This is a genomic window from Nocardioides sp. NPDC004968, from assembly GCF_040608935.1.
Lineage (GTDB): Bacteria > Actinomycetota > Actinomycetes > Propionibacteriales > Nocardioidaceae > Nocardioides.
Genome location: NZ_JBEXJF010000001.1, coordinates 189,095 through 202,692, shown reverse-complemented (window position 1 = coordinate 202,692; position 13,598 = coordinate 189,095). Strand labels below are relative to the sequence as shown.

Annotated in this window: 12 protein-coding genes; 4 read left to right on the top strand and 8 right to left on the bottom strand. The window is 71.2% G+C overall.

Annotated elements, in window-relative coordinates; translation table 11 throughout:
* Position 1 precedes the first annotated feature (1 nt).
* Positions 2-1,216 carry a universal stress protein gene (locus tag ABZU72_RS00940; RefSeq protein ID WP_355017034.1) on the bottom strand — a complete coding sequence of 405 codons (1,215 nt, stop codon included), beginning with the start codon at positions 1,214-1,216 and terminating at the stop codon, positions 2-4.
* 232 nt (positions 1,217-1,448) lie between these two features.
* Here ABZU72_RS00940 and ABZU72_RS00935 point away from each other — a divergent pair, with 232 nt between their 5' ends.
* Positions 1,449-2,411: a 1-phosphofructokinase family hexose kinase gene (locus ABZU72_RS00935; RefSeq protein WP_355017033.1), complete on the top strand. Its 963-nt coding sequence runs from the start codon at positions 1,449-1,451 to the stop codon at positions 2,409-2,411.
* A 107-nt stretch (positions 2,412-2,518) separates the two neighbouring features.
* On the opposite strand, the gene ABZU72_RS00930 is transcribed toward ABZU72_RS00935, so the two are convergent.
* The 7 genes from ABZU72_RS00930 to ABZU72_RS00900 form a co-directional block, all read right to left on the bottom strand.
* A complete protein-coding gene (locus tag ABZU72_RS00930) occupies positions 2,519-3,517 on the bottom strand; it encodes a zinc-binding alcohol dehydrogenase family protein (RefSeq protein WP_355017032.1) in 999 nt (332 codons plus the stop codon).
* Positions 3,517-6,261: a bifunctional GNAT family N-acetyltransferase/acetate--CoA ligase family protein gene (locus tag ABZU72_RS00925; protein ID WP_355017031.1), complete on the bottom strand. Its 2,745-nt coding sequence runs from the start codon at positions 6,259-6,261 to the stop codon at positions 3,517-3,519. Before ABZU72_RS00925 ends, ABZU72_RS00930 begins: the two co-directional genes overlap by 1 nt.
* Positions 6,262-6,433: 172 nt before the next feature.
* Entirely contained in the window at positions 6,434-7,597 is a 1,164-nt protein-coding gene (locus ABZU72_RS00920) for an ABC transporter permease (RefSeq protein ID WP_355017030.1), read from the bottom strand.
* A complete protein-coding gene (locus ABZU72_RS00915) occupies positions 7,594-8,769 on the bottom strand; it encodes an ABC transporter permease (protein WP_355017029.1) in 1,176 nt (391 codons plus the stop codon). Before ABZU72_RS00915 ends, ABZU72_RS00920 begins: the two co-directional genes overlap by 4 nt.
* 2 nt (positions 8,770-8,771) lie before the next feature.
* Positions 8,772-9,758 (bottom strand): ABC transporter ATP-binding protein, encoded by a 987-nt coding sequence (locus tag ABZU72_RS00910; RefSeq protein WP_355017028.1) that lies wholly within the window; start codon positions 9,756-9,758, stop codon positions 8,772-8,774.
* A complete protein-coding gene (locus tag ABZU72_RS00905) occupies positions 9,755-10,639 on the bottom strand; it encodes a universal stress protein (RefSeq protein WP_355017027.1) in 885 nt (294 codons plus the stop codon). The genes ABZU72_RS00910 and ABZU72_RS00905 overlap by 4 nt, the downstream gene beginning before the upstream one ends.
* Before the next feature lie 135 nt (positions 10,640-10,774).
* Positions 10,775-11,674, bottom strand: a complete 900-nt coding sequence (locus tag ABZU72_RS00900) for a carbamate kinase (RefSeq protein WP_355017026.1) — start codon at positions 11,672-11,674, stop codon at positions 10,775-10,777.
* A 186-nt stretch (positions 11,675-11,860) separates the two neighbouring features.
* Between ABZU72_RS00900 and ABZU72_RS00895 the strand changes: the two genes are divergently transcribed.
* Genes ABZU72_RS00895 through ABZU72_RS00885 form a run of 3 tightly spaced genes read left to right on the top strand, consistent with a single transcriptional unit; the run spans position 11,861 to position 13,595 of the window.
* Positions 11,861-12,457, top strand: a complete 597-nt coding sequence (locus ABZU72_RS00895) for a CBS domain-containing protein (protein WP_355017025.1) — start codon at positions 11,861-11,863, stop codon at positions 12,455-12,457.
* Positions 12,458-12,463: 6 nt separating this feature from the next.
* Positions 12,464-12,676 carry a hypothetical protein gene (locus ABZU72_RS00890; protein ID WP_355017024.1) on the top strand — a complete coding sequence of 71 codons (213 nt, stop codon included), beginning with the start codon at positions 12,464-12,466 and terminating at the stop codon, positions 12,674-12,676.
* 4 nt (positions 12,677-12,680) lie between these two features.
* Positions 12,681-13,595: a universal stress protein gene (locus tag ABZU72_RS00885; RefSeq protein ID WP_355017023.1), complete on the top strand. Its 915-nt coding sequence runs from the start codon at positions 12,681-12,683 to the stop codon at positions 13,593-13,595.
* The last annotated feature ends 3 nt before the right edge of the window (positions 13,596-13,598 follow it).

The window sequence follows — 13,598 nt, the reverse complement described above, 5'->3', positions numbered from 1 at the left end:
CCTACTGCTCGATCAGGTCGCCGATCGAGCCAGGCACCGAGCCAGGCACGGCCTCGGCAGCGGCGTGCCAGCCGGTTGGGACGACCGCGACCGGGACGGTGGCGCGGTGCAGCAGCCGCCGGCTCACCGACCCCAGCGGCATCCGCCAGTGCCGGCCGTGGCCAGGTCTGCCGACCACCAGCAGCGAAGCGTTCTCGGCCAAGCCGAGGATGACCTCCACCGGAGGGCCGGTCGGAGTGCGCTGAGTCACCGGGACGTCCTGGTAGAGCGCCCGTAGCGGGGTCACCGCCGCGTCCTGGCCGTCGGCGATGCGCTCCATCCACTCCTCCCCGCTTTCGAGGAGCATGCGCGTGCCCGGCGCCACATCTGGCTGCCAGGCCGAGACCGCGACGAGCGGGAGGCCTTGCCCGTGCGCGTAGTCCAGGGCGAACTCCACCGCCTCCAGATGCGGCTCGAGCGCGTCGATCGCCACGACCACGGGGCTCCCGGCTGCGGGAGGCGACCAACCGCTCGGTGCGACCACGACCGGCACGCTCGCGTTCTGGGCGATGGTGATGGCCGTCGCACCCACATAGGAGCCGCCGTCGGACTCCTCATCGGCGCGGCCGATGACAACCAGCTCCCTGCCCAGCGACCGGGCGAGCAATGCACTCTCGGAGCCGACCAGGACCGAGGACGTGACCTTCACGTCGGGGTGATCCTGGCGCACCTCTTCGACCAGCTCGGCCATCTCGTCGTTCGCGTCGGAGACGGAGCCACGTAGCGTACGTTCCCAGGCCGGACCGGCGTCGTCGACGACGTGACACAGCTCGATCCCGAGCCCGCTCGACTCCGCATGCGCCACGGACCACTGGACGGCTGAAGTGGGGCGGAGCGGCCGGTCGGTGCCGACGAGCATCCTCGGCACGGACCTCCGCGCGCGGATGCGTCCTTCGGTCTCCGCGCTCGCGTCCGGCCCGTCGACCCGTTGACGTGCGTCCCGGAGCAGTCCGACCGCAAGCTGCTCGAGGGCGCGACTGGCGGCGAGCGTCTCCCCCACGGCCAGGTCCCGACCGGGGCACAGACCCGCGTCCCCAGTGCCGGCCAACGCCTCTCGGCCGCTGGCATGGAGCTTCGCCTCGGCGTGCACGGTGCCGTCCTCGCTCTCGAGGAACACGTCCACCGCCCACACCGTGCCGGCGTGGCGCTCCACCTCGGAAGAAGTCTGGGAACTCACCGATCAGCTCCGGTTGTGCTCGATGGCGCCCCGGATGTCGGGCGCTTGATGATGGTCCTCATCTGTCCTCCATGAGTCCGTGGGCGCCCGTGCGGCGCCTGATCCTCAGTCTTGTGCCGGTCGAACCAGAGCTCACGAGACCTTGGTCACCTGTGCCGGGACCTCCGCCACCTGTCCCGTCGAGCAGGGGGTGGTTGCCTGGGAACCCAACGGCCCTGGAAGGGAGTCCACGATGCTCGCCTCACCGGACGTCGTGACCATCACCCTGAACCCGGCACTGGACGACTCCTTCTCCGTGCCGAGGCTGATCCCGGGAAGCAAGATGCGGGGCAGTACGCCTCGGATCGACCCCGGCGGCGGTGGCATCAACGTCGCCCGGGTGCTGCACGTGCTCCGGATTCCGACACTGGCGGTCTTCCCCGTGGCCGGTCACATCGGTCAGGCGCTGACAGAGCTGCTGGAGGCCGAAGAGCTCCCCTTCGAGGCGATCGAGGTCGCCGGCGAGACCCGACTCAGCCACCACGTCACCGACCTCAGCACGGGACTGGAGTATCGCTTCGTCCTGCCCGGAACCGAGCTCTCCGCCCCCGACCTGCACCGCTGCTTCGAGGTCGTACGCCGACGGGGTCACCATGCGGCGTACGTCGTGCTGAGCGGCAGCCTGCCGCCCGGAGTCTCCGCCGACGTCGTCTCCTGGGTGAGGAGCCAGGCCGACTCCATCGGCGCGCGACTGGTCCTCGACACCTCCGGCGGTGCCCTCGCGCACGCGCATGGGACCTTCCTGCTCAAGCCGAGCGTGCGCGAGCTCGGGGACCACCTCGGGCGCAGGCTGGACACTCTCGACGAGCAGCTGGCCGGGGCGCGGGAGCTGCTCCTGGCGACGGGTGCGGGCGCGGTCGTGCTCTCTCGCGGCCATCTGGGGGTCGCCCTGGTGACCCCGGCCGGGGCGGAGCTTCTCCCAGCCGTCGCAGGCGATGTCGTCAGCGGCGTCGGTGCCGGCGACGCCCTCGTCGCCGGGATCATCGCCGGGCTCGTGCACGGCTGGGACCTCTCCCGGGCAACCCGGCTCGGGCTCGCCTGCAGCGCGGCCATGATTGCGACACCGGGCACCTCGGTGTTCTCGAGCGACGACCTCGCTGCGGTCACCGACGACCTTCCATCGGTACCGGCGGCCATGTCGGGCAAGGCGATCTGAGCGTCCGACCTCAGAGCTCGAAGACCAGCCGTGCTGCGGTGACACCGTCAGCGTCGGGCACTCGTCGCGCCCGTTCGCAGGCTCATCGCGGTGATCGCGGCCTCGCTTCATCTGGTCATGTCGAGGACCGCGACGCCCCGGACGCGGTCCGCGGCGAGGTCGGCGAGCGCCCGGTCGGCCTCGCTCATGGCGTACGGCGTGACCTCGGCGTGGATGCCCAGCCGGCCGGCGAGCCTGAACAGCTCGGCCCCGTCGGCTCGCGTGTTGGAGGTGACGCTGGTGAGCGTGCGCTCCCGGAAGAGATGGCGCTGATAGTCGAGCGGGGGGATGTCGGAGAGATGGATGCCCGCGACCGCGCAGGTTCCGGAGGCTCCGAGATCGGCGAGCGCGTCGCGTACGACCTCACCGGCGGGCGCGAACACGATCGCCGAGTCGAGTGGCGGGACGGCTCTACCGGGCTCGACCGCAGAGGCGGCGCCCAGATCGAACGCGAGCCGGCGCGCCGACTCCCCGCGCGTGACGACGTGCACCTCCGCGCCCTGGTGGATCGCGATCTGCGCGGTCAGATGGGCGCTCGCGCCGAACCCGTAGAGGCCCAGGCGACCTCCCGGCGGGAGCGCGGCGCGCCGCAGTGCGCGGTATCCGATGATCCCCGCACACAGCAGCGGTGCCGCCTGGAGCGGTTCCAGCGAGTCCGGGATCCGGTAGGTGTAGGCGGCGGGCGCGACGGCGTACTCGGCATAGCCACCGTCGGCGTCCCACCCGGTGTAACGAGACCTCTCACAGAGGTTCTCGGCGCCGGCCCGACAACATCGGCAGCGCCCGCAGGTCGAGCGCAACCACGGCACACCGACCCGCGTGCCGACACGGGGGCCATCGACTTCGTGATCGAAGCCGGCCAGCACTCGGCCCACGATCTCGTGCCCCGGCACGACGGGACTCCGGCGGGCGGGAAGATCGCCGTCGACGACATGGAGGTCGGTCCGGCACACGCCGCACGCCTCCACTCCGATGAGGACCTCGCCCGAAGCCGGTTCGGGCACCGCGAGCTCGGCGACCGACAGGCGCCCGTCACCTGTCGTACGCCAACCCCGCATCGTCGCCATCACGAGCCCTCCCCCGCGGGCGGGCGCAGGTTTCTCAGGTCGGGATCGGGTGCCTGCGGTAGCGGGCGCAGCCGCACCTTCGCGTCGACGACCGAGACTCCGCGCTCGTGCACGATCACCGGGTTGAGGTCGATCTCAGCGACCTCCGGAACATCGTCGGCGAGACGACCGAGGCAGACCAGGAGACGCTCGACGGCGGCCGTGTCCAACCGAGGCGCGCCGCGATAGCCGGAGAGCAGCGGCGCGGTGCGGAGCTCGCCGAGCGCCGCGGCGGCATCGGCGCGGCTGAGCGGCGTGAGCCGGAAGCTGCGATCGTCGATCAGCTCGGTGTAGGTGCCGCCGTAGCCGACCATGACCAGCGGTCCGAAGACCTCGTCCTGCATCACGCCGGCGATGAGCTCGACCCCCTCGGCGACCTGGCGCTGGACGAGCAGACCGGGGTGCTCGGTCGGGGTGCGGAGCAGCTCCTGCGCAGCGGAGCGCACCTCGTCGGGACCGTTCAGACCGACGCGTACGCCGCCCACATCGGTGCGGTGCACGATGTCGGGGTCGGCGATCTTGACGGCTACCGGACACCCCAGGCTTTCAGCGGCGTCGACGGACGCCTCCGCATCGGCGGCGAGCACGCTCGGCACGACCTCGATCCCGTACGCACCGAGCAACTGCCGCACGTCGGGCTCGGCCAGCCGGCCTCCCTCCGGCGCCGCCGCAGACGTCCTGGTGATCACGTCACGAGCCGCCACCCGACTGCCGGACCCCGCATCGGCGACGGCTTGGCGTGGCTCGGCCCGCCACTTCGCGTAGGTGGCGATCGGGCCGAGCGCACGCGCAGCGTCCTCGGGGAACGCGAAGACGGGCACATGGCGGCTCCCGGCATGGATCGGGCGACTCGGACCGCGCTGGTCGAGCACGACCGCCACAGTGGTGACCGGGGCGACCGCATCCCCCGGTGTACGGCGCAACGCGGTGCGAAGCGCACGAGCGAAGGATGCGTACGAGAGCGCGGGCAACGCCGTGCTCAGCACGATCAGCATGTCGACCTCCCCGCTGCGCGCGATCGTCGAGACCACCTCGGAGTAGGCCTCTCCAGCGACCCCTGACCCGAGGTCGACCGGCATCTGCACCGACGACGCGTCGGGCACCGTCTCGCGGATCCTGGCCATCGTCTCGGCACTCAGCGTCGTCAGCTGCAGACCGGCGCGCTCGCAGGCGTCAGCGGCCAGGATGGCCGGACCGCCGGCGTTGCTGACGATTCCCACCCGACGGCCGCCGGGCAGCGGCTGGTTGGCCAGCACGCTGGTCGTCTGCAGCAGCTGCTCGAGGCCGTCCACACCGATCACGCCGCACTGCCGGAAGAGTGCTTCCACCCCGGACGCGGACGTCACCGCCGCCGCGGTGTGACCGACGGCCGCCTGCCGACCGGTCCGGCTGCTGCCGCCCACCAGGGCGACGACCGGCTTGCGTACCGCAAGCCGCCTCGCCACCCGAGAGAACTTGCGTGGGTTGCCGAACGACTCCAGGTAGAGCGCGACCACGTCGCTGGCATCGTCCTCGGCGGCGTACATGAGCAGGTCGTTGGCGCTGACGTCGGCCTTGTTCCCCGAGGAGATGAACGCCGACAGTCCGACACCGAGCTCGTCGGCCCGTTGTAGCGCGGCGATGCCCACCGCACCGGACTGCGCCATCATCGCCACTCGTCCACGGACGACGCTCGTCGGCGAGAAGGTGGCGTTCAGGCGCACGTCGGGGTCGGTGTTGGCGATGCCGAGACAGTTGGGGCCCACCAGCCGCATGCCCGCCCTCCGGGCCACCACAAGGGCCTCGTCCTGGACCCGTCGTCCCTCCGGGCCCTCCTCGGCGAAGCCGCTGGCAAGGATCACCAGGTTCCGTACGCCGCTGTCGGCACAGTCCCGCACGACCCCCAGCACCTCGGCGGCCGGCACCGCGAGGATCGCCAGATCCACCGGTGCCACCTCGCGTATCGAGGAGCGACAGCTGAGCCCGAGCAGGTAGTCACTGTGCGGGTTGACCGGATGGATGGTGCCGGTGAACCCTGCACGCAGCAGGTTGCGCACGACCTGGTGTCCGGCATGGTCCACACGCCGGCTTGCCCCGATCACGGCCACGGAGCGCGGACGCAGCAGCGCGCGCAGAGAATCGGCGTCGGCCCGCTGCTCGCGGGAGATCATCGCCTCCAGCACCCGATCGGTGAGCCGCACCGGGAAGCGCAGCTCGACGGTCTCCTCATGCGGGATCGAGGTGATCTCGAACCCGGAGTGCCGGATGACGTCGAACGCGGCGGCGTTGTCAGCCATCACGTACGCGACGAAGTCGGTCACCCCGGAGCCGGCCGCCGCGACGGCGAGGTGCTCGAGCAGCAGGGTGGCCACGCCGCGTTGGGCATGTCCCTCGGCAACGACCAGGTCCAGCTCGGCCTCCTCGTCGCGTCCCGTCTTCATGGCGGTTGCCAGCCCGACGACGTGACCGTCGACGGTCGCCAGCTTCGCGAACGCCTCCTCGCTGGTGAGCCGTGGCAGCAGGGAGTCCACGAAGTGCGCACCGTCGTGGTGGCCGACGTGGAAGAACCCCTCGCGGCGATCGCCCTCGGAGCACGCATCGTGCAGCCGGACCAACCGGTCCCGGTCCGCCGCCACCGCATCGCGTACGCGGGCGATCGTGCCGTCGCGCAGCAGCACGTCCTCCCAGCCCGGTCCCTGCACACCCTGCTCGATCCGAGCGGTCATCGTGCTACCTCCTGCTGTCGATCTCCGCACCGCGCCATGCGACGCGTCGGGCCACCGACACCAGCGAACCGCCCGCGGCCCGCGCGCCGTGAGAGAAGGGAGTCCGAAGGCTGAGGGCCGTACGTCCTTCGGCTACGAGGACGTTCGGCGGGCCGTGACCAGCGCGATGTCCTCACCCGGCGAGGATCCGGCGACGAAGTGCCCACGAGCCGAGGACGAAGAGGGCTGCCGCGAATGCGGCCAGCACCCCGAGCTGGGGCAGGACGTCGAGCACCGTCCCGTCACGACGCACCAGGGTGGCGAAGCCGTCGGCGGCCCAGGCGTGCGGCGTCAGGTGGGCGACGGTGAGCATCGTGGGCGAGAAGAACTCCAGCGGCATCATCGAGCCACCCAGAGCAGAGATGCCGAGCCCGGCCAGGAGGCCGACCGCGGTCGACTGCTGGACGTTCGTGGCGAGGGATCCGAGCACCATGCCCGCTCCGCCTGCGACCGTCGCGAAAGCCAGCATCAGCAGGGCCGCGGCGGCCGGGTCGCCCCAGGAGACACCGAACAGCAACGCGGCACCCAGCATGATGACCAGGCCCTGTACGACCGCGATCGCCACGCGCCCGAGAGCCTCCCCGGCCACAATGGTGGCGGCCCTGGTGGGGGTGGCGAACATCCGGCGGGCCACGCCGAGCCGCCGGGTCTCGATCAGCGACGCCGCCGACGTCATGGACGTGACGAAGATGAACAGCAGCAGCTGGCTGCTCGCGCCGAGGTCGAAGCGACCCAGATCCTCGGGAAGCGGTGCGGACCCGACCGTGGTGGTCGAGACGGCGACATCGGCGACCTGATCCGCGAACTCGTCGCCGCGAACGAGGCTCGGTTCGAACCCGCCACCGAGCTCGCCCTGCAGGGTTCTGGCCACCTTGAGTCGGCCCGCCTGGTCGTCGACGACGGCGCGGACGATCATGCCGGTCTGCTGGGCGCTCCGGTCGGACCTGGAGAGGTACTGCAGCGTGGTGTCGCCTCCGCTCGCGAGCCGGGTGTCGTACGTCCCCGGGATCACGACCGCCGCCTCGAGAGCACCCTCCTCGACCGCCGCGACGGCCTCGGCGCGCGTGTCGAAGTGACGTACGTCGATGCCGTCGGCGTCCTCGAGGGCGGCCACCAGATCGCCCGAGAGCGCGCCGGTCGCCGGTTGCACCACCCCGAGCCGAGGCTCGGAGCCACCACCGAACGCCAGACCGAGCACCGCGATCATCAGCAACGGGAAGAGCACGAAGAAGAAGGCGTTGGTGCGGTCCCGCACGAAGCGGCGCAGGTTGGTCCACGCGATGGTGATCGCGCTCATGGCGCCACCACCCGCCCGGTCCGCAACAGCGCGATCCCGATGGTGACCGCAGCCATGCCCAGCAGCACCGCAACCGAGGGGAGCGCCTCGACGGCTCCGCCACCGCCCGCGAGGTCGCCGAGTCCACCCAGGAACCACGCGTGCGGCGTGACGAGGCTGAGGTCCGCCATCATGCCGCCGGCCTGCCGCACCGGGAAGAACGCGCCCCCGAGCAGGCCAAGGGTCACGGCGACGACAGCCTGCCAGGCGCCCGCCTGCTCGGAGGTTCGCGCCAGCGAGGCGATCACCGAGGTGATGCCGGTCGCGGCCAGCACCCCGGCGACGATCAGGAGCGCCACGCCGAGCGGATCGCCCCAGTCGGCGCCAAGCATCACCGAGCTGGCCACCATCAGGACCGTGAGGCTGACGATGCCGAGCACCAGGCTGGTGATCAGCTTCCCGACCAGGATCGCCCACCGCCGTACCGGCGCCGCGAGCAGCCGCGCCAGGGTGCCCTCGTCGCGCTCGTCGACCAGCGAGGAGACGCCGAACTGGACGGTGAACAGCAGGAAGAAGACCGCCATCGCGGCCGCGAAGTAGGTTTTCGTGTCCAGCACCCGTGTGGTGGCCGAGACGTCCTCGAGCGCCACCGGCGTGACGCCGTGCACGGTCTCCTGCGCGACCCGCTCGATCTCGGCGGGTGCCAGGCCGGGCCGGGACGCCTGGACCGCGGCGACACTCACCCGAGCCGCGTCGAGGCCCCGGACGTAGGACCGGGCCACCGAGCGCGCCACCACGGTCGCCGTCGGAGAGTCGGCGCTGCCCACGATCCCCAGCTCGGCGGGACGCGGACTGGCGACGTCCGCGGCGAACCCCGACTTCAGGACGAACGCCGCGTCCAGGTCGCCGTCCCGGACGCCGGCCCGTGCCTGTTCCTCATCGAGCGCGCGCACCTCGGCGACCCCCTGCTCCTGCAACGCGCCGAGGACCTCGTCGGTGAAGGTCCGCGACACGGCGGTGTGGTCCTGGTCGACGACGGCGTACTCGAAGGCGCGCGGCGTGGAAGCGGGCCCGAACAGCAGGCTGAAGATGGCGGCCAGCGCGAAGGGCACCACGATCGCGAGCAGGAAGGCGGACCGGTCCCGGACACGCTGTCGCAGGTCCTTGGCCGCGATCAGCAGACTGGCGTGCATCGTCAGTCCCGCAGCTTCTTGCCGGTGAGACGGAGGAAGACCGTCTCCAGATCCGGTTCCTCCACGGTGACCGAGCGCACCGTGCCATGGACGGCGGCCACCTCGATGACCTGCGGGAGCGCCGACTCGGCGTCCTGCACGAGCACGTCGAGGGCGTCGCCGGTCCCCGTCACCCGACTGGCGAGGGGCAGCTCACGCAGGGCCTCGACGGCACGGGTCAGGTCGCCATCGATCGTGAGGCGGATGTGCTCGGAGTCGCCGAGCTGCGCGGTCAGCTGCCTGGGCGTACCTTCGGCGACCAGCCGGCCGAGGTCCATGATCGCGACCCGGTCGCAGAGTCGCTCGGCCTCCTCCATGTAGTGGGTCGTGTAGAGCACGCCCATTCCCTCGGTGCTGAGCCGCTCGACGCTGGCGAGGATCGCGTTGCGGCTCTGCGGGTCGACGCCCGCGGTGGGCTCGTCCAGCACCAGGAGGCGGGGCCGGTGGATCAGCCCGACCGCGATGTTGAGCCGGCGCTTCATGCCACCGGAGTACTTCTGGACCCGGTCGCCCGCGCGGTCGGTCAGCCCGACGATGTCGAGGACCTCGGCGACGCGGCTGCGGGCGTCGCGACGCCCGATCCGGTACAGCGAGGCGAAGAAGAGCAGGTTCTCCCGACCGGTCAGATCGGGGTAGAGCGCTACGTCCTGCGGAACATAGCCGATGGCCGCCTTGGCCGCGAGCGCACCCGGATGCATCGCGACACCATCGACCAGCATCGAGCCGGAGTCCGCCTCCAGCACCCCCGCGACCATCGAGATGATGGTCGTCTTGCCGGCCCCGTTGGGGCCGAGAAGGCCGTACGTCTCACCGCTGCCGATCCGGAACGAGAAGCCGTCCACCGCCTTGACCGGCCCGAACGACCGGTGCAGATCGGTGCACCGCAGCACATCGGGTGTCGTCGGCGGTGCGTGCGCGGCCGCATGCAGTGGCGAGATCTCTACGTTCATGGTGCCTCGGGCGCAGGCGGCACCACCTCGACGGGGCAGCTGGACTCACGGAGCAGTGCGTGCCCGGTGCCGCCCAGACGCCGCAGCGGGAACGCATGCCCACGTCGGCCGATGACGAGCAGGTCGGCCCCCTTCGACTCGTCGGCGACGACCTGGGCGGGCTGCCCCTGGCGGATCTGGATCCAGGCCTCGGTGCCGACCGCGTGCGGCGCCAGGTGCCGCGCCCGGTCGAGGGTCTGCATCAGGCGGTGACGAGCATCCGCCTCCCAGGCCGCCTGGTCGTGCTCCAGGGTCGTGTCGTAGAAGACCGCCGGCAGCTCCCACGCATGCACGAGAACCAGCTCGCCACCACGGTCGGCGGCCTCGCCCAACGCGTGGGCGACGAGCTCGACGGGGGCATCCAGATCCGCGATGCCGACGACGACCCGGTGGGCGTCCTGGCCAGGAGACCACACCGTCGGAACGACCACGACGGGCACCGGCGCGCGGGAGGCGACCCGGCCGGTCACCGAGCCGGTCACGAGGCGGGACAGACCGTGGCGACGCTCGTCGCCGAGGACCACCATCCGGGCGTCGGCGGCCGCGTGAACGAGCTCGGCGACCACGCCACCGTCCCGGAGCGTCGTGGTCACGTGGTCGGCACCGACGAGCTCGGCGGCCAGCTTCTCCGACCGGTCCAGAACGGTCTCGCCGGCCTCACGCACCTCGTCCGCCAGCCCCGCATAGCCGTACGGATAGAAGACGCCGGTCGCGACCGCGAGGTCGACCACATGGACGAGCCACAGGTCGGAGCCATCTCGCCGGGCCGCGGCGTAGCGGATCGCCGCTCGGCCACCCTCTCCCCCATCGATGGCGACCAGGATCCGGTGGTGCTCGGACATGTGCCCTCCTCGCGAGCTCGGCACGCGCGTCCGGCTCCCGAGTCTCCAATCTGGTCGGGACGGCCGGAGTACGTCAGGGCCTTCGGGGCCACGCACGGAGGACCTAGGTCCACTGATTCTCACCGGCACCCGGCGTCATCGCCGCAGCTGAGTGCCCGACGTACCGGCCAGCACGCCGTCGATCTGGTCGAGAGAGCCGATCGCCGAGCGTCGGCCGGTCCGTCGGGTGAAGGCGCAGACGGCCTCGACCTTGGGTCCCATCGACCCCGCGGGGAACCACATCGAGGACAGCTCGGCGACGCTCACCTCCCGCAGCACCTTCTCGGCGGGACCGCCGAAGTCCCGGATGACGCCCTCCACGTTGGTGATGACGAGCAGCAGGTCGGCGCCGAGCCTCTCCGCGGCGAGGGCAGCCGCCCGGTCCTTGTCCACCACTGCGTCGACGCTCTCGTACCTTCCATCTCGATTCACCACCGGCACTCCGCCGCCGCCGGCGAGCACGACGGTCACGCCCATGTCGAGAAGCCGTGAGGCGATGGGAAGCTCGACGATGTCAATGGGAAGCGGGGAGGCGACGACGCGTCTCCAGCCATCGCGGTCCGGCTGGATCGTCCAGCCGTGCCAGGCGGCGAAGCGACGCGCCGACAGCTCGTCGTAGACCTGACCGATGGGCTTGGTCGGCACCTGGAACGCCCCGTCCTCCGGATCCACGACTGTCTGGCTCACGAGCGTCACCACCTCACCGGCCATCTCGGCGAGGAGCGCCTGCTGGAGCCAGAGCCCGATGAGGCCCTGGGACTCCGCGACCAGGTCGGCCAGTGGATAGGGCTCAGAGAGGCTGGGGTCCGAGCCGCTCTCGAGTGCCAGCAGGCCGACCTGGGGCCCGTTGCCATGGACCACCACGACCTGGTGCTCGCGGGCGATGTCCGCCAGCGCGGCTGCCGCCGCGGCCACGTGCCGGCGTTGGGGTGCCGCGTCCGGCCGCTCGCCACGCCGCAGCAGGGCGTTGCCGCCGATGGCGACGACGATCCTCACCTGGGCCCCTCCCCTCGGATGGTCGTGGACGGGTCCAGCACACCCCGATCGCGATCTCCGCAGGAGTGCCGAAGGTCTCCCCGGCTCGGGACCTTGCGCTCATGACCGACCTTCTCGGCCGAACGAGGCTGGTCCTATGAAAGACCAGCACTCGCAACGGGGATGACCATGCTTGTTCGAGAGATCATGACCCAGTCACCGGTCACCGCACGGAGAGGCACTCCCGTCAAGGAGGCGCTCGCCCTGCTGCGTGACCACCACATCACCGCCCTCCCGGTGGTGACCTCCGCCGGCCGCGTCTGCGGTGTCGTCGCCGAGATCGACCTGATTCGCGACCGTGTCCTGCAGGACCCTCGCGCGCACGTGCTCCCACCGGCGCCGGTGACCGATCGGCCCGCAGCGTACGTCCAGGACGTGATGAATCCGGTGACGATCGCCGTGCGCGCGAGCGCAGAGGTCGCCGTGGCTGTCGACATCATGGCCGACCGGTTGCTGAAGAGCCTCCCGGTCCTCGATGACGACGACGTTCTCGTCGGGGTCATCAGCCGCAGCGACGTGGCCAGTGCCCTGGCCCGCGACGACGACACGATGGTCCGGGACCTGACGGCGCTCGTCACCGAGCTCGGTCACCCGGACTGGGTCGTCGACGTCGCCGACGGGGGTGCCGTGATCTTCGGACCGGCGACACCCAAGGAGCGCGCCCTGGCCGAGTCCGCCGCAGCGACCGTCCCGGGAGTGACCCGGATACGTACCGACTCGCAGCAACCACACACCGAGGAGTGACCCACCATGAAACGCATCCTGATCCCAGCAGCAGCGGCGGCAGTAGCCTCGCTCGCTCTTGTCACCCCGGCATCGGCGGCCACTGGTGACGGGCAGGAGTTCGGACACCACGTCGTCCACTGCGCTCAGGCCGTCGGCTTCGACGGCACCCACAACCCGGGCATGCACCAGGGGTTCCGAGGCTTCACCGCCGGCCACATGTGCATGATGGCGGGCTGACCAGATGCCCACCGACACCGCACCCGCTCCGATCGTCGTCGGCATCCTCGATCCCGAGGTCGAGACGGCACTTCTGGAGTACGCCGGCCGGCTGGCCGCGACCAGCGGCCACCCGCTGCGCCTGGTGCACGTCTTCCAGGCGAACGTCCTGTTCGGAGATCCCATCCTCGGTCTCCCCGGCGCGATGCAGCCGCAGTCGATGATCATCGATGACTCCGCGGTCGGGCGGCTCGCCGAAGAGCTGCTCGGGGAGGCCACCGCGATCGCCCGGGACGTCGTCGCCGGGGCGGTCGACGTCTCCGGCGAGCTGTTGCGCGGCCACGCGGCCCACGTCCTGATCGAGGAGTCCGAGGACGCGCACCGAGTCGTGATCCAGCGCCGCGGGTTCTCTCGCATCCACCGGATCTTCACCGGATCGGTCTCCTCCCGGGTCGCGGCTCACGCCCACTGCCCGGTCACCGTGGTCCCCGAAGGCTGGTCGGCCGAGGGCCGCACCGGAGTCGTCGTCGGCGTCAGTGACGACAAGAGCGACACTCAGGTGCTGGGTCACGCCCTCGAGGAGGCGACCCGGCTGGGTGAGCCGATCACCTTGCTCCACGGTCTCGATCTGCCCGCCCTCCACGGGGACCTGGTCGACCACGCCACCACCCGGGACTGGACGGCGCGTGGCGAGCAATACCTGGCAGATCTAGTCGAGAGGGCCCGCGACCAGGTCCCGGAGCATCCTCAGACGCCCCTCGCGACCCGGGTCTTCGCGGAAGCCCCGGCCGACGCCTTGGCGGCCGCGAGCGAGCAGGCCCGTCTCGTCGTCGTGGGACGAGCCTCGCATCTCAACGCGTTCCCACACCTGGGCGGAGTGACCCGCGCACTGCTCCGCGAGGCGGGCTGCCCGGTCGAGGTCCTTCCGCTGCCGAACTGACCG